This is a genomic window from Streptococcus sp. 3109, assembly GCF_013276905.1.
GTDB lineage: Bacteria > Bacillota > Bacilli > Lactobacillales > Streptococcaceae > Streptococcus.
Genome location: NZ_VMLY01000005.1, coordinates 1 through 20,866 on the forward strand (window position 1 = coordinate 1; position 20,866 = coordinate 20,866).

Genomic DNA, 20,866 nt, shown 5'->3' on the forward strand with positions numbered 1-20,866 from the left:
GGCTTAGGCTCTGGCTTAGGCTCTGGTACGGCGTTTTCCAGAATGTATACATAAGTTACTTCAAGAGTTTGCCCTGCAACAACCTTGCCTGTTTCATTTCCTGTGGTACTTTGAGGAACCAGTTTATAAACTTTACCATCTGCTGTAGTAATGCTTGTTGGTTTATGATCTCTTGTATCGTAGTCTGAACCGGCTTTGGCATTATCAGTATCCGTAACTGTTTGAGTCACTGGTTGTTGATTTTCATTGGTTCCTTGGAGAGGATGTCCTTCTGTATCAACGTAATGAACCAGAACTGAACCAGCTTTTTCATAAACATAAATGACTTCTGTAGTTCCTTCTACAACAGTTCCTTCTTCTGGTTTAGAGCCGTCTTTTAGGACTTTATCAGTTAGATAGTAAGTGACACCATCTTTTACGATAGTCGCTTTCTTATGTTCTGACGTGTTGTAGTTTGTATTAAGAGAAGCGTTTGTTTCATCATTTTCATCATCCGCAATAGGATTGCCTTCTGTATCTTGGAATTTAACGATGACATTTCCTTTAGCTTCTTGATATACATAAGTTACTTCAAGAGTTTGCCCTGCAACAACCTTGCCTGTTTCATTTCCTCTAGTACTTTGAGGAACCAGTTTATAAACTTTACCATCTGCTGTAGTAATGCTTGCTGGTTTATGATCTTGTGTATCATAGTCTGAACCGGCTTTGGCATTATCAGTATCCGTAACCGTTTGAGTCACTGGTTGTTGATTTTCGTTAGTTCCTTGGAGTGGATTGCCTTCTGTATCAACGTAATGAACAAGAACTGATCCTGCTTTTTCGTAAACGTAAGTTACTTCTGTTGTACCTTCAACAACATCTCCAGTTTCTTTAGAACCGTCTTTAAGTGCTTTAGCTGTTAGGTAGTATTTAACACCATCTTTAGTGATTTCATCTTTTTTGTGGTCAGCTGTATCGTATTTAACGTTTAGAGAAGCATCTGTTTCATCTTGTTCGTCAGCAGCAAGTGGGTTACCTTCTGTGTCTTCATACTTAACAACTACATTCCCTTTAACTTCTTTATAAACGTATGTTACTTCTTTCGTTTCTCCAGCTACTACTGTACCTGTTTCTTCACCTTCAGTTGATTCTGGAACTAATTCGTATACTTTTCCTTCTGCAGTTTTAACACGAGTTGGTTTCATTCCGCTATCTGCAGTGTTGTATGGTTCTCCTGGTTTACCATTATCAGTGTCTTTAGCACCTGATTCTACAGTTTTACCAGCTCCATCTTCGTCTACTACTGTACCTGTAAGAGCTGTTCCATCTTCAGTTTTGTAGTTAACGATTACTGATCCAGCTTTTTCATAAACGTAAGTTACTTCTGTTGTACCTTCAACAACATCTCCAGTTTCTTTAGAACCGTCTTTAAGTGCTTTAGCTGTTAGGTAGTATTTAACACCATCTTTAGTGATTTCGGCTTTTTTGTGGTCAGTTGTATCGTATTTAACGTTTAGAGAAGCATCTGTTTCGTCTTTTTCGTTTTCAGCGATTACGTTACCTTCAGTATCTTCATACTTAACAACAACATTGCCTTTAACTTCTTTATAAACGTATGTTACTTCTACAGTATCTCCGGCTACTACTTTACCAGTTTCATTTCCGATTGTAGAATCAGGCACTAGTTCGTATACTTTTCCTTCTGCAGTTTTAATACGGTTTGGTTTCATTCCGTTATCTGCAGTGTTGTAGTCAGTTCCCGGTCTGCCATCTGTTGTATCATTATTAGTTTCAGGGACATTATTTCCTTCTGGATCTGTTCCAGATATTGGGTTCCCTTCTTGATCTGTATAATGAACTATTACTGATCCAGCTTTTTCATAAACATAAGTGACTTCTGTAGTTCCTTCTACAACAGGTCCTTCTTCTGGTTTAGAGCCGTCTTTTAGGACTTTATCAGTTAGATAGTAAGTGATACCATCTTTTACGATAGTCGCTTTCTTATGTTCTGACGTGTTGTAGTTTGTATTAAGAGAAGCGTTTGTTTCATCATTTTCATCATCCGCAATAGGATTGCCTTCTGTATCTTGGAATTTAACGATGACATTTCCTTTAGCTTCTTGATATACATAAGTTACTTCAAGAGTTTGCCCTGCGACAACCTTGCCTGTTTCATTTCCTCTAGTACTTTGAGGAACCAGTTTATATACTTTACCATCTGCTGTAGTAATGCTTGTTGGTTTATGATCTTGTGTATCGTAGTCTGAACCTGCTTTGGCATTATCAGTATCCGTAACCGTTTGAGTCACTGGTTGTTGATTTTCATTGGTTCCTTGAAGAGGATGTCCTTCTGTATCAACGTAATGAACTACTACTGATCCAGCTTTTTCATAAACGTAAGTTACTTCTGTTGTACCTTCAACAACATCTCCAGTTTCTGGTTTAGAACCGTCTTTAAGACCAGCTTTTGTAATGTAGTAAACAGTTCCGTCTTCTGCAGTGATTTTTTCTGGTTTGTTATCAACAGCAGTATCATATTTTTCGCTTAGAGATGCACCTTTAAGGTCATCTTTATCAGCTGCGATTGTGTGACCTTCTGTGTCAACATAGTGAACGACTACGTCGCCAGTAACTTCTTTATAAACGTATGTTACTTGTTTCGTTTCTCCAGCTACTACTGTACCTGTTTCTTCACCTTCAGTTGAACCTTCAACCAATTTGTATACTTTCCCTTCTGCAGTTTTAACACGAGTTGGTTTCATTCCGTTATCTGCAGTGTTGTATGGTTCTCCTGGTTTACCATTATCAACATCTTTCGTACCTGAAGCTACAGTTTTGCTTTCGTCTCCAACTACTGTACCTGTAAGAGCTGTTCCATCTTCTGTTTTGTAGTTAACGATGACTGATCCAGCTTTTTCATAAACATAGGTTACTTCTGTAGTTCCTTCTACAACGGGACCTTCTTCTGCTGGTGACGTTTGGGGAACACCATTTACCGTAGTTTTTGTTCCATTCTCTTTTATATAGTAAACAGAACCATTTGCTTCTAATCTTTGAGGTTTTTCTGCATCGCTTTCTTTTGTATTGTATTGAACGTTCTCTGCAGTTTTGTTTGTGCTGACAACTACTTCTTGATTATTGGCATCAAGATAGTAAGTTTTTGTTTCAACTTCTACTACAGCATCAACAGTATCATTATATGAAGATTTAAGAGTTGTTCCATCTTCTGTTTGATAATGTACGGTAACCGAGCCTTTCTTTTCAGATCTACTCGTTACTTCAGGACTATAGGTGTAGGTGATAGTAGTATGACCACTACCTAAACGATAAGCACGAAGGGGTGTATAGGCTGTACGATAGTTATACTTCTCAGTAGCAGGGCCATTAACGGTTAGATTGAAGTAGAGTCCATACCCATCTTCTTCGTCACCTCCAGATTCATTACCAACTATGATGTCTTTATCGGGATCAAATATTGTAGCAGTAGCTGGTCTCTTTTCGGAATCCAGGATATCTTCCTTGTCTGAGTCTTCGACTCCAGGTTGACCGAGATATGAAAACGCAAGGTATCTTTTCATATTCCCTTCTGTATTTTGCAAACCTTTTTCTTTGATGTAAGCTAAATACCCTTTTAAAAAAGTTCTAGTTCCTTCATGACTAAGGTCATCGGGATTGTCTTTGTGAGCATTGATTGCCTCATAAAATTCATGAAGAGTAGATATATTATTTGCTGTAGGAAAATTCACGACATAGGTAAAACCCAGTTTGTTACGTTCACCTGTTACAAAGGTATTTTTTTCTAATACGAAAACATAATCACCTTCCTTGACACCACCATCTGTAGCGATATTCGTAGAAGTATAATCTTTTGCTGTGGCTTCTCCCGCCTTGAATGTATCTTCTAGCCATTTATCAGATGTAGTGGCTGGTGTATCGGCTAATACATATTTACCGTAAGTCCCCTTGCCAGTTTCTTCGACAATCCAGCTACGACCTCCTGGTTTAACTCCACTGTGGTTAATTTTCCCATCATTTTGAACAAGACCTTCAGAAGTTAGTTTTGCAGTCACATTTCCAAGAGTAGAGTCAGAGTATACCCCTCCTCCATCACCTGTAATTTCTACAGCTGGATCCCCGATCTTATGATAGGTAGTATTATTTTTTTCAATAGTATCTTTTCCTGCGGCACCGTGCTCTTTTGCCTTGGTTAAATCAGTATCGGTAATTTCGTTACCTGTTAATGATTTGAAGACTTTTCCATATGGTCCGTATACTTCATAATCTACCGAAATTTGTTTTTCAAAGCCTGCATCTTGATTTTTATCTTCTTCTAAAACAGTCCCATCAGTTGATACATATTTGTAGTCTACCTTACCTATTTTAGTAATGTTATCTATACCTGTTTCATTCGGTTTTGGATTAGGATCAAAATCTTTTGAAGGATAATCATACTCATAATCAGTATTCTCAAATTTCACATGTGCTGTATCTACTGTGATAGAACCCTTACTATTTGATATAGTAGTAGTTCCATCTCCGTTATCTATAATAGCAGCTTCTACAGACTGAGTGTTGACAGACAAAGCGATAGCAGCACCCATAATGAGTCCGAGAGTACCTATTTTTACTGAGTCTGAACGACCATTTTTTAATTTACGAATGGAAAAAATTTCCTTTTTATTTGACAAAATATCAAGCCTTCATATATATATATCAACCTAGTAACTTATTGAGAAAGAAATCTAAATTGTTGATTTTAGTATATCATTTTGTTCATAATTAGACAACTTTGACGTACAAAATATTTTATCTCTTCTGTATATTACTTCCACTAACTTCTAATATCAGAAAGAGGATTGTTAAATCATTTATCGCATTGTTAAGAATTTAGAAAATCTGTGCATTATAAAAAAATAAAACACATCATATCAAGGTTTTTACTAGACATGATATGATGTGTTTTATGATTTGTTCTATTTGTACTCAGACTCCTGAGCTATTTACATCCACCCTGAGGGAATCGAACCCCCATCTCAAGAACCGGAATCTTACGTGATATCCATTACACTAAGGGTGGAAACTTGTTTTATTATAACAGAAATTTGCTCTAATAACAAGTTTTTTTCTAGTGAGATAGGCCGTTTTAGTGGGAAGCATCCCCATTCCAGATGGAGTTTTTCACGATAACATAATCAACGTGTTTAAGGTCAGCAACCTGACGTCCACCTGCATATGAAATAGCACTTTGAAGGTCTTGTTCCATCTCAGTTAAAGTGTCTTGCAGATGACCTTTGGCAGGAAGCAAGATGCGTTTGCCTTCCACATTTTTGTAAGCACCTTTTTGATATTGTGAGGCTGAACCATAATATTCTTTGAACTGTTCACCATCGACTTCAATCGTTTTCCCTGGACTTTCAATATGTCCTGCAAAGAGGGAACCAATCATAACCATGCTGGCACCGAATCGGATAGACTTGGCAATATCGCCGTGAGTACGAATTCCGCCATCAGCAATAATCGGTTTACGTGCAGCCTTAGCACACCAGCGTAGAGCAGCCAACTGCCAACCACCTGTACCAAAACCAGTCTTAACCTTGGTGATACAAACCTTACCAGGACCAATTCCGACCTTAGTAGCATCCGCACCAGCATTTTCCAATTCACGCACAGCTTCTGGTGTTCCCACATTCCCAGCAATAACAAAAGTATCTGGCAATTCTTTCTTGATGTGTTGAATCATAGAAATCACGCTATCCGCATGACCATGGGCAATATCAATCGTGATGTACTCAGGAGCATCAGCCTTGAGCTGTCTGACAAAATCATACTCATAATCCTTAACACCGACAGAGATAGAAGCAATGAGCCCTTGCTCATGCATGCGCTTAATAAAAGGAATACGTCCTGCCTCATCAAAACGGTGCATAATGTAGAAGTACCCACCTTTAGCCAATTGCTCTGCTACACTTTCATCCAAAATCGTCTGCATATTAGCTGGCACAACAGGTAGTTTAAAGGTGTGATTTCCTAAAGTGACACTTGTATCCGCTTCTGCTCGGCTTTTAATCACACATTTATTTGGAATCAATTGAATATCTTCGTAATCAAAAATTGGAAATTCATTTAACATATCGATGTCTCGTTTCTTTTGTAATGACCTACCTATGCTCTCGCATCACTACGCCTTTTCCGACGTTTCCTTAATTAATTATAAACCAAAGTACAGTTTTTGTCAAATATTTTTATAAATAAAAACATATCGTTCGGGTTTTAGTTATGTTAAAAATAAAAGAAAGAGGGGAAATTATTTTCTCCCCACTTTTTTAGTAATATTACTTTTAAAAGTTTCTTCGGAGTTTTCCATCATTTCACAAAATTCACTATAGGATGAAGACTTCTGAGGAATTTGGATAGACCATTTCTTCAACAAAGCTCCATAACCTGCTAGCTTTCCTATCTCATTATCAACAACCTTGTCCTCGCTCGGAAAAACAAGACCAGCCTTCTCAGCTTTTAAAATATAAGAATAGGAAATCAGTTGGAACAAGTCCTCACGGTTTATTCCTTTTTCAGTCAATTCCAGTTTTTTATACTTAGCATCTAAAACGATTTTTAACTCTTGATGATAAAAATCTGGATAAACTTTTCGTTCTCGACTAGAAAATACTGAAATTCCGTCCGTCTTATCTTTATTTCGTGGATGGATGAAATCTTTTGGCAACAAAGTATGAACATACTCTTCCCAAAGCCAGGCAACATCAAAAAGAATACCATGAATTTTTTGATCTTGATACCCCAAACCGTGCTTTTCTTGGTTTAGGATCATCAGACAAAGTTCTTGTAACTTTCTGTACTCGTGAAAGTATGCATGACGTATAGGTTTAGATTGATTTACCCGAATAATCTTAGCACGATCAGCTAGTTTATAAGAAGGCGTTACACGCACGATTTCAGCTACGTTTTCACGACTAGTTGAGAGATTATCTAGTACCCCTTGACCAATGCTTTTCTGGTTCTTAATGTATTCAATAGTGTGACGGACCAACTGCATGAGGGGATTATCATAGGTGAACTCTCTCGTTGTGTAGGCAATATTTCCCGTGAAAGGAAGGTTTTTCTTGAGATGCTTTCTTACATCAATCACTCCCTTAACATTACTGTCGTTATGAGAAAATCGATGGTATTCCTTATAAAGACCTTTTCGAATAGCAGCTTGTAGATACTTGGGGAAGAGATACATCAAAAGTTGATAGAGCTTATCTTCACGTGACAAAGCTACATCTAAACTAGTGAGATTGATATGAAGAACCTTTTGTAAAAGATAATGCAAAAAATGGTCATTACCTTTAATCGAAAAACGAGAGGAGATTGTTAATCTCTCCTGACCATAGCCCAGAAAACCAATCACATTTCCTGTCTTGATTTCCTGATTGACCGTTTCCAAAATCTTTTGTTTCTTATCCAAATCTGGAGAATATTGTAGGTCATTTGGAAAAATAAAGATATTGTCCTCTTTAGAAAGGTTATCCAGTGTTCTATCAAGAAGTGCTTGACTTAGTTTGGGATATTCTGCGACAAAGTCTTCTTTAGCAATTTCATGATGATTATCAGTTATCCTCATCTTTATTTTCATCGCTTTCTTCGTCACCTGTATGTTTCTGAATAGTTTGCTCATTTTCTTTTAAATCAAACGCTTTTTTCAATATTTTTAGTTTTTCAACTTCCTCATAGGAACCACGTAGATAATCTTCCAAAAGTGGTTTGAGATAATCAGACCAGAGTAATTCATAGTCAAAGTCTACATCCTGCAACTTAAGGAAATAACTTGGTCCGATATGATAATGACTATTTAATTCCTGAACGTTTTCGATAGCAACATTCAAGTTTCTTAAACGTTTTTTCGCTTCTTCAGCTTTATCACCAAGAGCAGTATCGAGCATACCTAATTGGCTTTCAGCAGTAACTTCAATAAAACGGAAACGACGACGCATAGCAAAATCAAAGGTGTCCACTGAACGGTCAATATCATTCATGGTTCCGATGATGTAGACATTCTCAGGGATATAAAATTTCTCATCAGTCTCATGTAAATTAGCATACTGAGTAGAAACACTCCCCTTTTCACCACGATAACCAGGGTCGATAGAGAAAAAGAGTTCCCCAAAAATCTTAGAAATCTCCCCACGGTTAATTTCATCGATGATGAAGACGAATTTTTTGTCAGTGTCAACCTCTGTTGGAGAAACATAATCACATAAGCCATAACTTTCTTTCATGTGATCTAAAACGATTTTTTGATAAGTTTCGTACTTTAACTTAGTCTCCTCACCCTTGTACAAAAGATACACTTTTTCTTTGGTAGCAACAGGAGAATCAAACTTCACATTCCCTTGACTATTTAAACTGGCTGGAACCGAACTACGAGGGAAGAAGTATTGTCCTTGCTTTTCATTGATAGCATCCGTTAGCTTAGCCCACGTTTCTTCAAAATTATCTTGACCTCCAATCTTCTTAGAATCTATAGCATTCTGACAAAACTTCTTAAAAATACCTTCTTTTAATTTAAAAAATATACTGCCATCCTCATTTGAATCCGGTCTTAAACCCTCAACAAAATCCGTATAATCATAAGATGGATGAAACTGTACAAAGCCGATTTGATCTTCGTTGCCTTCCGTTAACTCTTTAGCAATTTCTTTAGCAAGATAAGTTTTTCCCGTCCCCGGTGCACCACGGAGGATGAGGTTTTTGGATTTTCTTAATATACCACTATAATTAAATAAAAAATCATTCCTTAACATAGTTTCACTTTCTAATTTTTTATACTTTTTCCAATTAGGATGATTCAAAAAATAGTCATAGTCTTGAATTATGATTTCATCACTTGCAGCAAATTTTATTAACTGGTTAGTCTCTTTAGTTCGATACTTAATATCTGATGGAAACCATATTGTTTCTTGCCCCGTAAAGAAAAACCACTCCCTCTCTATATACTCTTTTTTCCAATCAACAATAATCGTATGCCCATCATCTAAAACCTCTTTAGCAGTCGCCATTCCACGAATTTTCATCACAGAAACCTTTGAATCATCTTTCTTTACAAAAGGTAAATTCTTCTTTTTGACATATGTGGATTTAGCAAATAAAACGTCACCTGGTTTAATTTTATTAAACAACTTTAACATTTTTTGATACTGTTTATTTTCCTCGTTGTTATGCCATCCTAATTCCCACTTTCCTTCTTCCCTAAAATATTCAAGATAATCATCATCACCAAATTTTGTACCAACAAAAAAATAGTTATTTTGTTCACTGTTCATTTGAATACTCCTTTAATTTACTTTCACAAGTAAATTCTATTAATATATAGTTCATCTCTAGCATATCATATCCTATAGAAAAAGAAAAGAATTTCTAAAGAAAAAGCCTAATGTAGAGAGCTTTATTACCTCATAACACTAGACTTCTTTTAAATATTAATAATACTCTCCCTGGCGGTAGTCCCATGAGTTAAAGGTGTCTGACAGGTGCATCATGATTTTATCAATGTCAAGCCCTTTGCGAATCACAACTGGAGCTGGTGAAGTTGAACGTGCTCCTCCTTGTTCTGGGATGAGTTTGCCGTCCTTATCGACCATAGACACCATCACGCCTTGCTCGTAGCGAGTTTCAATCGTTTTGTCAGGCTGGATAGATGCCACATAGTCGTCTGCTTCAATGACAAGATCCACTGCTCCTTCGATACGTTCTCCGATGCCTTCTACCTTACCACGGTTTCCTTTTCCAGATGGGTTAGCTGATGAGGCATAAACCATCTTGCCTTCTTCCCAAAGTTTGGCAGCCAATTGTTCACCAGCTTTCCCAAATTTGATAACGAAACAGCTAGTACCACGAACGTCAGTCATCAGTTCTTCACGGCCATCACCGTATGCTTTGAGTTTTTCAAAGGCTTCTGGTTTCCAAGGAAGGATACAACCAAGAAGAATATCTTCATCCCAATGTTTTTGGTAGAAGGCTTCAATTTCTGGATTGAGTTGTGCTAAAGCACGAAGCTCATCCATGCTACCGCAGAGAACAACACCTGGTTTGTTACGGTTACGCTCTTTGGCTGCGAACTTGCGTTCAAGACCTGCCTTGTCACTAGTCATGATGATGTAACCAACTTTTGTAGGGCAAACGATACATCCGCCCTCATCTTTTAAAATGTCATAGCCTTCTTGTGAAAGTGTTCCGTTCCATTGAATGTGTTTTGTCATAGTTCTATATTTCCTTTTCTATTTTTCTTCTAATCCTGCCAGTAGGCTGGTCGTTGTTTTTCATAAGCAGCAATCAAATCTTCATACTGCAAAGTGATACCGATATCATCCAAACCATTTAAGAGCTTGTGTTTCCATTCACTATCGATTTCAAAAATGAATTCTCCAACTGGTGAGATGATTTTTTGTTGTTCCAAGTCCACAGTTACCAGATCGCTTGGTTGTAAATGGGCTAGTTTCTCTCGAACCTCTCTGGGCTGAACAATAGGCAACATGCCATTATTGAGTTCATTATTGTAATGAATATCCCCAAAAGACCCTGCAATCACGACCTTAAAACCATAGTCCGCTAAAGCCCAAGCTGCGTGTTCCCTCGAAGAACCTGCCCCAAAGTTATCACCTGAGATGAGGATACTGGCTTTCCGATATTCAGGTCGGTTAAAGACAAAGTCTGGGTCCTCAGTGTACTTGTCATCCAGATAACGCCAAGCGTACATGAGGTACTTACCAAAGCCTTTCTTATCTATTAACTTGAGAAACTGCTTAGGTAGGATTTGATCGGTATCGATATTATCATTCATGAGAGGAACGGTCGTTCCCGTATAAACTGTAAATTTCTCCATATCCTCTCCTTACTGGGCTTCTGGCATTTGCCGAACATCTACGAAACGCCCTGCGATAGCTGCTGCCGCTGCCATGGCTGGACTACAGAGATGAGTCTTAGCACCAAATCCCTGCCTGTCTTCAAAGTTGCGGTTGCTGGTTGAGGCGCAGTGAACGCCATCAGGAACCTTGTCTGGATTCATTCCTAGGCACATAGAGCAACCTGGGTCTCTCCATTCAAAGCCAGCATCTAAGAAAACTTTATCCAAGCCTAATTTCTCCGCAGCTCGTTTGACAGGACGAGAGCCTGGAACCACGATAGCCGTTAAGTTAGGAGCTATTTTCTTCCCTTTAACAAATCGCGCAGCCAGTTGCAAGTCGCTGAGACGAGCATTAGTACAAGAACCGATAAAGATATAACCTAGTTCAATATCTGCTGGCTTTTGACCAGGCTCCAAATCCATATAATTGTAGGCTCGTTCATCATTCATATCTTTGATTTCTGGGAAACTACTGTCAAAGTCAACCCCCATAGCAGGATTTGTTCCCCAAGTTACCATAGGAGCTAAGTCTGAGACATCCATCTGGATAACCTTATCGTATACAGCATCCTCATCGCTGACAATTGTTTTCCAATCAGCCACAGCCTCATCGAAATCTTCTGGAACACATTCTCGTCCCTTGAGATAATCATAGGTGGTTTGATCTGGATTCATGATTCCCATCTTGGATCCAAACTCGATGGACATATTGCAGATAGTCATTCGCTCTTCCATACTCAGTGCATCAATCGCTTGCCCACGATATTCCACCACATAGCCAACTCCACAGGCAACACCGTACTTGGCAATCAAGGCTAAAATGTAATCCTTGGAATAAACTCCTTTTTGAGGGACGCCAGTGAATTCCACCAGCATTTTCTTTGGTTTAACCTGCCAGAGTGTCTGGGTAGCAAAGACATGCTCGACTTCACTGGTCCCAATCCCAAAGGCGATTGCTCCGAAAGCTCCGTGGGTTGCTGTGTGACTGTCTCCACAGACAATGAATTTTCCTGGTTGGGTCCGTCCTGTCTCTGGACCAACCATATGAACGATTCCTTGCTTTTCGGAACCGTGGGCCGCATGTTCAATCCCAAACTCCTCAACATTTTCAGCCAGCTTATCAATTTGAGCCTTGGAAATGACATCTCTAATATCGTAGATATTGACCGTCGGGACGTTGTGGTCAAAGGTTCCAAATGTCAAGTCTGGCCGTCTCAATCTGCGACCTGCATCTCGTAGTCCTTGAAAAGCCTGAGGGCTGGTCACTTCATGAATATAGTGCTGGTCCACATACATGAGTTGGGGTTGCCCCTCTTCTCCTGTGATGACATGACGGTCCCATAATTTATCAAAAATCGATTTTCCTGCCATCCATTACCTCCAAATAAAATATAAGGCTACTAGTGTGGACACCATACCAAGAAACCAAACTGTTTTAAAATACCATTTTCGAGTCTTGTGATGAAAGATGATTCCTGCTAACCAGGCCCCAAAACCACCACAAGTAAAGGCTAAAATGAGTAAGATTTTCTCAGGGATGCGCCACGCTCTTCTTCTTGCCTTAGATTTGTCAATGCCATAAATGATGAAAATCATGACATTCCAAATCAAGAGGGCAAGAGTAATTTTTTCATCTAACTTCATAACCTTTCAATAATAGCTTCCGTCATTTCCTTGGTCGAAGCCTGCCCTCCTATATCTCTCGTTAAAATTCCAGCTGCCAAACTTGCCTCAACAGCACGCTCGATACGCTCTGCATCCTCATAACGTCCAAAGCTGTCTATCAGCATCATGGCCACTGATAAAATCATGGAGATAGGATTGGCAATTCCTTGACCTGCAATATCAGGTGCTGAACCGTGAATAGGTTCATAGAGACTTGGTCCATTTTCAGAATGACTGGCTGATGGCATGACTCCAAGTGTGCCTGTTAGGACGCTTGATTCATCAGAGAGAATATCTCCAAAAAGATTCTCCGTTACAATAACATCAAACTTGACAGGATTAGTAATCATGAGCATGGCAGCTGAGTCCACTAACTGGTGTTCCAAGGTCACATCTGGGAAATCCTGTGAGACCTTCTCAGCTACTTTCCGCCAGAGTTTTGAGGTCGCTAGAACATTTTGCTTATCGATACTAGTAACGATTTTTCTGCGATTTCTTGCAATTTCAAAGGCTTTGCGAATAATCCGCTCCACTTCCTCATAGCTATAGTCGTTGATATCACGCGCTTTTCGCTCTTCAAGGATATGATCTCCAAAGTAAATCCCGCCTGTCAACTCACGCATCACGACAAAGTCCACACCAGCAATTCGTTCTGGTTTGAGAGGTGATAAATGCTTGAGACTCTCAAAGATTTTGACTGGGCGAATATTAGCGTAAAGATTGAGCTCCTTACGGAGAGCCAGCAAGCCTTGTTCAGGCCGAACCGCTGCTCCATCATACTGAGGACTACCGATAGCCGCTAGAAGAATGGCATCTGCTTCACGACATACCTTTAGGGTTTCATCAGGTAAGGGATGCCCTGCAGCGTCAATACCTGCACCTCCAAAAGGTCGTCTATCAATCTCATAGTCAAAACCTGTTTTTTCAGCTAGAGCTTCCAGAACCTCTAAACCAGCCTCCATGATTTCTGGGCCAATTCCGTCCCCTGCTAGAGCTACTATTTTCTTTGTCATAGCATTCTCCTTTACACACTAGGCATATCGCGATAGGAAACGCTACGTCCCATCTCACCAGCATTCTCTTTTTGAACAAAGGTATTAGCATTGATGTAAGCAATAGCCGAAGCCTTCAACACATCGAAATCTAGCCCTGCTGCATTAAAGATGGTTTCTGTATCTCTGTTTTCAACAGTGACCAAGACCCTAGCTTGGGCATCAATTCCATCTGTCACCGCATCAATGGTATAGGATACCAAGCGGACGGATTGGTTAAAGAACTTGTCGATAGCGTTAAAGATTGCTTCAACGGAACCTTGCCCTGTCGCATTAAATTCGACCTTCTCACCATCCATATTAGCCAGGCTAACAAGCGCTTCGATGTCATTATCAGCATGAGTTTGCAATTGTAAATCATCAAAGTGGAAGCCTTCTGGATTTTCAACCATGGTTCCAGCTACCAAAGCACGAATATCTGCATCTGTGATTTCTTGTTTCTTGTCAGCCAGTGCCTTGAACTTAGCAAAGAGTGGTTTGATGTCCTCTTCTGTAAAATCTAGGGCCAATTCTCTTAGTTTCTCGACAAAGGCATGGCGACCTGACAATTTTCCAAGCGGAAGGCTATTACTCTTGACACCGACCAATTCAGGGGTGATAATTTCATAGGTAAGAGGATTTTTAAGGACTCCGTCTTGGTGAATACCAGATTCGTGAGAAAAGGCATTGCCACCAACCACAGCCTTGTTTTTAGGAACTGGAATACCAGAGAAGCGAGAAATCATTTCTGACGTATTGATGGTCTCATTTAGGACAATACTGGTTTCTGCTTGGTAGTAATCTTGGCGAATACTGAGGGCTACTGCAATTTCTTCCAAGGCAGCATTTCCAGCTCGCTCCCCAATACCGTTGATAGTCCCTTCAACACGTCCTGCTCCGTTCTTGACAGCAGCAAGGCTATTAGCCACTGCCATTCCAAGGTCATCATGACAGTGAGGCGAATAGATGATCTGACGATCCGTCTTGACATTCTCAATCAGGTATTTGAAGATAGCGCCGTATTCCTCTGGTGTGGTAAATCCTACCGTGTCAGGGATATTGATATAAGTCGCACCTGCATCGACCGCTGTTTGAACGACTTGTAGGAGAAAGTCCAACTCCGTTCTAGTCGCATCCTCAGGAGAGAATTCGACCACTTCAAACTTAGAACGGGCATAAGAAACATGCTCCTTAATAGCTTCCAAAATCTCTTCCTTGCTCTTATTGAGCTTATACTTGCGGTGAATCGGACTGGTAGCGATAAAGACGTGAACCTGTGGATACTTGGCGTCCTTGAGGGCCTCATAACAAGCATCAATATCAGACTTGACAGACCGTGCCAAACCAGTCACTGCCGTTTTCTTCAAAGCCTTAGCAATCTCCTGTACTGCCGTAAATGAGTCTGGGCTAGCTGCTGGAAAACCAGCTTCTATGGCTGAAATGCCCCATTTCTCCAGCTGCCTTGCTATGGCAATTTTTTCTTTGATTGAAAAGTTAACACCGGGTGTCTGCTCTCCATCCCGAAGGCTGGTATCTAGAAATTCAACTGTTCTCATAAGATTTCCCCTTTTCCAAATGTGATTTTTAAAAAAACATCTCGCTCAGAAACCCAAGCGAGATGTTGATTTACTCCCGCTTGGTAAGCCAAACAGGACTAATGCTTTTTGCACTAGCCCGAGTACCTCAACAACAAAGCAAATTGATTAAACTTAGCTGTTTTCATGTTTGACTTTCTCCTTCGTTTGATATCTTGTTTAGTATTTTAGCATAGGCAAAAGCACTTGTCAAGAAAAAATCAAATATTTTCTGAAAATTTCTTCAGTATAGAATATTTAGCTAATTGAAAGTTCTTGAAATGTTTCATTTTTTAATAGTTAAATTCCAGCTTGTTTCTATCAATTCCAGTACCGTTTCATCTGACAAAGTATCATCAAAAGCCACACTAATCCAGTAGCGTTTGTTCATATGAAAGGCTGGATAAATGCCCTTTTTTGAAAGTAAGTCCGCTACTTGGTCATGCTTGATGTTGACTGCTTCCACCTGTCCTTCTCTGCCCTTTTCCAGCTTATCCCAAGAGATTTTCATCAAGACGGCATACCACTTTTTATTGCCTTCGTGTCTTAACACTGCTGTATCAGGCGATTTCTCCCACAGATATTCCAACTGATTACCATATTTTTCCTGAACTTGAGTCATGATTCGTTTAGTCTGAGGACAGATAAAATCCTGCACATCAAAACAAGCCTTCCGAATCTGGAGAAGAATCTCCAAACAAGCCTCACGGACATTTCCGACAAAACTTCCCCTCATGCTTTCCATATGGACTTGTGGATAGAGATCACCCGTTTCCTGGTCAAAGACTTGAAAACTCACATTATCAGTAGTGATGGAGACTGTCATGATAAAGTTACCCTTCAAAATCTGGCAACTATAAATCCAGACTTCCCCATTTTTTACAAAACCATAGGCACGAGCCTTTTCTTGATTAAACTGATAAGATTTAAAAATTTCAAACATAAGTGAAAACTGCTACCAAAAGCTAGCAGTTCCTTTCTATTTTTTAAAAGACAACCTTTGTACCATGTAGTTGTGTCACTCCCAACTGGTCGATAAAGGTTTGACGGTTGTCCAAGTCAATCCCCCCACCTGGTAGAATTTCAATCTTACCTTTAGCATGTTCCAAAATTCTGTGATAGTGAGCAAAACGTTTCTCTAGTGAATCGCCAGACACACCAGCACGAGTTAGAATACGAGTGACACCTGCTTGGCTGAGCCAGTCAATAGCTTCCAGTTGATCTTCATCACTCAATTCATCAAAGGCCATGTGGAAGACAATTTCCATTCCTTTTGACGCAGCTATCAACTTCTCCAGATTAGGCTTATCCAACTTCTTATCAGCAGTTAAAGTACCAAATACAACTCCTTGACTTCCAGCCTGAGCAGTCAATCGAATGTCTTCTAGCATAATAGCAATTTCCATATCATTATAGACAAAGTCGCCACCACGTGGGCGAATCATGGTCATGATGGTCGTATCATAGTTAGCTGCCAGTTCAACTGCTGCCTTAGTTACTCCATAGCTTGGTGTTGTCCCACCAACTGCTAGATTATCACAGAGTTCGATTCGACGAGCTCCAGCCTCCATAGCTTTTTCAAGCAAGGTCACATTTTCAGCACAAAATTCGTAAACCATTTGATTCTCCTTGAAGATTACTTTAAATTTATTATATCATATTATTGTGAATATGCTTTCAATTTTATCAAGGGAAATAGTTACAAATTTTACTTATTCTTTGTCTGGAATAACCTTAAAGAGATAATAGGTGATAAAGATGGTCAAAGCACCCAGACTGATTTTGACTGGTAAGAGAGGGGCAAAATAAATGGAAATTCCCATCAAGATGTAGATGGATACGATGATTTTTTTCTTACGTTCACGCGCAATTGACTTGGTTTCCCGAAAATCAGCTACATATGTTTGATAGAGCTTGGTATGATAAAGCCAGTCTTCGAAACGTTTGGAACTTCTGGAGAAACAAGCAATAGACAACAAAAGGAAAGGCGTTGTCGGCAACAAGGGCAAGACAACCCCAATAATAGCCAAAGCCAGTGATAAAAAACCAATTATCAGATAGATAAGACGCATAACTACTCCTAATTAATACTCTTCGAAAATCTCTTCAAAAAACGTCAACGTCGCCTTACCGTAGGTATGGTTCCTGACTTCGTCAGTCTTATCTGCAACCTCAAAGCAGTACTTTGAGCAACCTGCGGCTAGTTTCCTAGTTTGCTCTTTGATTTTCATTGAGTATAAAATAATCTTCTTCTAGTTTCGCATACAATGATGAATTTTGTCAAGCACTAATCAAAAAGAGCCTGAAATTCACTTTCAGGACTCTCTTCTTATTTAATCTTTTCTTCTTCGTAGTCACCCTTGCTACAAACAACCTGCTTGCCACCACCACGGACTTTTTTCTCCATGAGGAAGTTGCCACATTTTGGACAGTCACGACCAACAGGCTTGTCCCAAGAGGTAAATTCACATTCTGGATAGCGATTGCAACCATAGAAAAGGCGATTGCGTTTGGTTTTACGTTCAATGATTTGTCCCTGATGACAACTTGGACACTCTACGCCGATTTCTTTCACGATTGCTTGGGTATGACGGCAATCTGGGAAATTACTACAAGCGTAGAACTTACCAAATCGACCAAGTTTAATGACCATTGGACTGCCACACACTTCACAGTCAAATCCAGCTGGTTCATCCTTGATTTGAATTTTTTCCATTTCTTCTTCAGCCTTGGCGACTTCTTTAGAAAATGGTTTGTAAAAGGCATCAATGACACGTTGCCACTGCTCTTTTCCGACTTCGACATCATCCAGCTTGCCTTCCATTTCAGCTGTAAAGGTCACGTTTACGATATCTGGGAAATATTCAACGATGAGCTTGTTGACAATTTCTCCCAACTCTGTCGGTTCAAAACGTTTGGATGCAAGGCGAACATAGTAACGTTTCTGAATAGTTTCAATGGTTGGTGCGTAGGTTGACGGACGGCCAACCCCATTTTCCTCCAAGGTCTTGATCAGTGTCGCTTCAGAATAACGAGCAGGCGGTTGGGTGAAATGTTGCTCTGGCTTGCTATTGACCTGTTTGACTACATCTCCAACAGCCATATCTGGTAACATCTTATTCTTGTCAGAATCATTGTAAATGGCAAGATAACCATCAAACTTAACCTGACTACCATTAGCAGCAAATTGAACTCCATTTTGAGACAATTTAACAGCCATGGTATCAAAGACAGCAGCTGTCATCTGGCTAGCCACAAAACGATTCCAGATAAGAGTATAAAGCTTGAGCTGATCCTTGTCCAGATATTTAGCAATACTTTCCGGTGTATTAAAAACGCTAGACGGACGAATAGCCTCATGGGCATCCTGAGCACCTGATGCATTTTTGACCTTGCTACCATGCTTAGAATACTTGCTACCAAAACGGTCCGTAATGAAACTTGCTGCTTCGTTCTGTGCCACTGGACTGATACGAGTCGAATCGGTACGCATATAGGTAATCAAACCTTGAACACCAGAACCAATATTAATCCCTTCATAGAGCTGTTGGGCAACCATCATGGTTTTTCGAGTACGGAAATTGATTTTATTGGCAGCATCCATCTGCATAGATGAAGTGGTATAAGGTAATGGAGCATTGCGTTTGCGCTCTTTCTTATCCACCTGATCCACTGAAAAGTCTTTACTAGTCAGACGAGACAAGACTTCCTTGACCTCATCATTGCTAGTCAGTTTCAGCTTTTTGCCATCTACTCCATAGAAGGATGCCTGAAATTGCTTGGTTCCCTTTTTAAAGACAGCATCAATTGTCCAGTATTCTTCTGGCTGGAAAGAATTGATTTCATTTTCACGGTCAATGATGAGTTTAAGAGCAATAGACTGAACACGACCTGCTGACAAGCCCTTCTTGACCTTCTTCCACAAAATAGGCGAAATCGAATACCCGACCAAGCGGTCCAGGACACGACGTGCCTGTTGGGCATCAACCAAGTCCATATCGATCTTACGAGGTTCTTTAAAAGCATTTTTGACCGCATCCTTGGTGATTTCATTGAAGACCACACGGTTGGCATCATTTTCATCCAAGTTGAGAATGTGGGCCAAATGCCAAGAAATCGCTTCTCCTTCACGGTCCGGGTCACTCGCGAGAAAAACTTTATTAGCTTTTTTGGCTTCTTTTTTCAAGTCATTGATAAGAGGACCTTTTCCTCGGATATTGATATATTGCGGTTCATAATTATTTTCAATATCGACGGACATACTGGATTTCTTCAAATCACGGATATGCCCGACACTGGCTAAAACCTTGTAGTTTCTGCCGAGATATTTTTCAATCGTCTTGGCCTTAGCAGGCGACTCCACGATGACTAGATTTTTTTTAACTGTTGATTTTTTCTTTTTTGTTGCCGTAGCCACAGTATCACACCTTTTCAAAGTAATAAACTTTATAAAGTGTAAACCATTTTTTAAACCCTGTCAAGACTTAGCTACTATAATAGAAGAAAAGTTTATACTTAAGACCACAATCTTCCTTTGAGATACATAGAAGACTCGCGAGAAAAACCAGCTATTCTCAAGAAATTATTGTTCCTCAGACTCTGTATCAAATTTCTTGGCTTTTTCCTTTTCTTTTGCTTCCTTATCCTTGATATACTGGAAGAAATACTCTACCAGTTCTTCCTTGCTAAGTTGTTCTGAATCAGACAATTGTGAAACTTGAACAGAAACATCACTTAAACCATAGTCCCCCCTCTTACTGGAAATCATATCAAGTTCTTCTTCTGTCAAATAATTTCCTGAGATGGTTAGCTTTAGGGTATGAGTCTTTTTAGAATAGGTTTTTTTCAAAATATTATGCCCCTGAAACTGCTCTGATATAAATTTATTAAGGGACTCTTTTTTCAATGTTTCTCTGACTAAAGTCGTTGCAGAGATGAAACTCGGAATCATCAGCAAAACAGCAACTAGAAGCAAAATCCTGCGCATTTTAGAGTCTTCTTCATTATCTCTAAAATAGTGCTTCTTAACCATCATCAACCTGACACCTATATAAGTCGCAATGACAATAAAGCTACAATTGATGAGGAATAGGTAAGAGGAGCCTATGATAAATTTTAGATTAGCAGAAGCAATAGCATAACCTACTGTACAAAGAGGAGGCATCAAGGCGGTTGCAATAGCAACACCAGGAACAATGTTATTGGTCTCTTTTTTCCTAGCACCAATAATACCTGCTATCCCTCCTACAAAAGCAATGAGAACATCCCAAATGGTCGGAGAGGTTCTAGCAACAATCTCCGAACTAGCATACGAAATGGGAGAAAGATAAAAATAAAGTGTTGAAGCTATTAGACTGGCAAGAATTTGAATAGCTAATATTTTAAAAGATTTTCTTAACAATTTAAAATCAAATATAGCTAGAGAGAGCCCCACTCCCAGAATAGGTGTCATCAAAGGAGAGATTAACATAGCTCCAATAATCACGGGAGTCGAATCCATATTTAATCCAATAGAGGCGATAAGCATGGCACATAGTAAAATCGCTAAATCACTTCTGGAGAGTTCTAATTCTTCGTATATTTTATTTCTAAATTCTACCAACGAATACAGTTTATTATTTGTCACAAATATCTTCCTTTCCTAGCTAACTAGTCGCTAATACTCTTCGAAAATCTCTTCAAACAACGTCAGCTTCACCTTGCCGTATATATGTTAC

General features: G+C 39.5%; 15 protein-coding genes and 1 tRNA gene. All 16 read right to left on the reverse strand.

Annotated features, from left to right (window positions below):
* A partial coding sequence (locus HT698_RS03320) for a MucBP domain-containing protein (RefSeq protein WP_345890316.1) occupies window positions 1–4,667 on the reverse strand: 4,667 nt, incomplete at its 3' end.
* Window positions 4,668–4,984: 317 nt separating this feature from the next.
* Window positions 4,985–5,056, reverse strand: a tRNA-Arg gene (locus HT698_RS03325).
* Window positions 5,057–5,122: 66 nt separating this feature from the next.
* Complete coding sequence (locus HT698_RS03330) at window positions 5,123–6,109, reverse strand: GMP reductase (RefSeq protein WP_173217810.1); 987 nt, start codon at window positions 6,107–6,109, stop codon at window positions 5,123–5,125.
* A gap of 174 nt (window positions 6,110–6,283) precedes the next feature.
* The gene (locus HT698_RS03335; RefSeq protein WP_173217808.1) at window positions 6,284–7,600 is read right to left on the reverse strand and encodes an McrC family protein; all 1,317 of its coding nucleotides are present in this window, start codon (window positions 7,598–7,600) and stop codon (window positions 6,284–6,286) included.
* A complete protein-coding gene (locus HT698_RS03340) occupies window positions 7,587–9,299 on the reverse strand; it encodes an AAA family ATPase (protein WP_173217806.1) in 1,713 nt (570 codons plus the stop codon). Before HT698_RS03340 ends, HT698_RS03335 begins: the two co-directional genes overlap by 14 nt.
* A gap of 156 nt (window positions 9,300–9,455) precedes the next feature.
* The gene (locus HT698_RS03345) at window positions 9,456–10,235 is read right to left on the reverse strand and encodes a Sua5/YciO/YrdC/YwlC family protein (protein WP_173217804.1); all 780 of its coding nucleotides are present in this window, start codon (window positions 10,233–10,235) and stop codon (window positions 9,456–9,458) included.
* Between the two features lie 29 nt (window positions 10,236–10,264).
* Window positions 10,265–10,858: a 3-isopropylmalate dehydratase small subunit gene (gene leuD, locus HT698_RS03350; RefSeq protein ID WP_173217802.1), complete on the reverse strand. Its 594-nt coding sequence runs from the start codon at window positions 10,856–10,858 to the stop codon at window positions 10,265–10,267.
* A gap of 9 nt (window positions 10,859–10,867) precedes the next feature.
* On the reverse strand, window positions 10,868–12,250 hold the full coding sequence (gene leuC, locus HT698_RS03355; protein WP_173217800.1) for a 3-isopropylmalate dehydratase large subunit: 1,383 nt from the start codon (window positions 12,248–12,250) through the stop codon (window positions 10,868–10,870).
* A 3-nt stretch (window positions 12,251–12,253) separates the two neighbouring features.
* The gene (locus HT698_RS03360) at window positions 12,254–12,523 is read right to left on the reverse strand and encodes a DUF1294 domain-containing protein (RefSeq protein WP_000762420.1); all 270 of its coding nucleotides are present in this window, start codon (window positions 12,521–12,523) and stop codon (window positions 12,254–12,256) included.
* On the reverse strand, window positions 12,520–13,557 hold the full coding sequence (gene leuB, locus HT698_RS03365) for a 3-isopropylmalate dehydrogenase (protein ID WP_173217798.1): 1,038 nt from the start codon (window positions 13,555–13,557) through the stop codon (window positions 12,520–12,522). Before leuB ends, HT698_RS03360 begins: the two co-directional genes overlap by 4 nt.
* Before the next feature lie 11 nt (window positions 13,558–13,568).
* The gene (locus HT698_RS03370) at window positions 13,569–15,131 is read right to left on the reverse strand and encodes a 2-isopropylmalate synthase (protein ID WP_173217796.1); all 1,563 of its coding nucleotides are present in this window, start codon (window positions 15,129–15,131) and stop codon (window positions 13,569–13,571) included.
* Between the two features lie 304 nt (window positions 15,132–15,435).
* The gene (locus tag HT698_RS03375; RefSeq protein WP_173217794.1) at window positions 15,436–16,092 is read right to left on the reverse strand and encodes an MmcQ/YjbR family DNA-binding protein; all 657 of its coding nucleotides are present in this window, start codon (window positions 16,090–16,092) and stop codon (window positions 15,436–15,438) included.
* A 43-nt stretch (window positions 16,093–16,135) separates the two neighbouring features.
* The gene (locus HT698_RS03380) at window positions 16,136–16,768 is read right to left on the reverse strand and encodes a copper homeostasis protein CutC (protein WP_173217792.1); all 633 of its coding nucleotides are present in this window, start codon (window positions 16,766–16,768) and stop codon (window positions 16,136–16,138) included.
* Between the two features lie 93 nt (window positions 16,769–16,861).
* The gene (locus HT698_RS03385) at window positions 16,862–17,221 is read right to left on the reverse strand and encodes a YbaN family protein (RefSeq protein WP_001237210.1); all 360 of its coding nucleotides are present in this window, start codon (window positions 17,219–17,221) and stop codon (window positions 16,862–16,864) included.
* A gap of 257 nt (window positions 17,222–17,478) precedes the next feature.
* On the reverse strand, window positions 17,479–19,566 hold the full coding sequence (gene topA, locus HT698_RS03390) for a type I DNA topoisomerase (protein ID WP_173217790.1): 2,088 nt from the start codon (window positions 19,564–19,566) through the stop codon (window positions 17,479–17,481).
* Between the two features lie 165 nt (window positions 19,567–19,731).
* Window positions 19,732–20,775, reverse strand: coding sequence for a TIGR00341 family protein (locus HT698_RS03395; RefSeq protein ID WP_173217788.1), 1,044 nt, complete (start codon window positions 20,773–20,775; stop codon window positions 19,732–19,734).
* Window positions 20,776–20,866 lie beyond the last annotated feature (91 nt).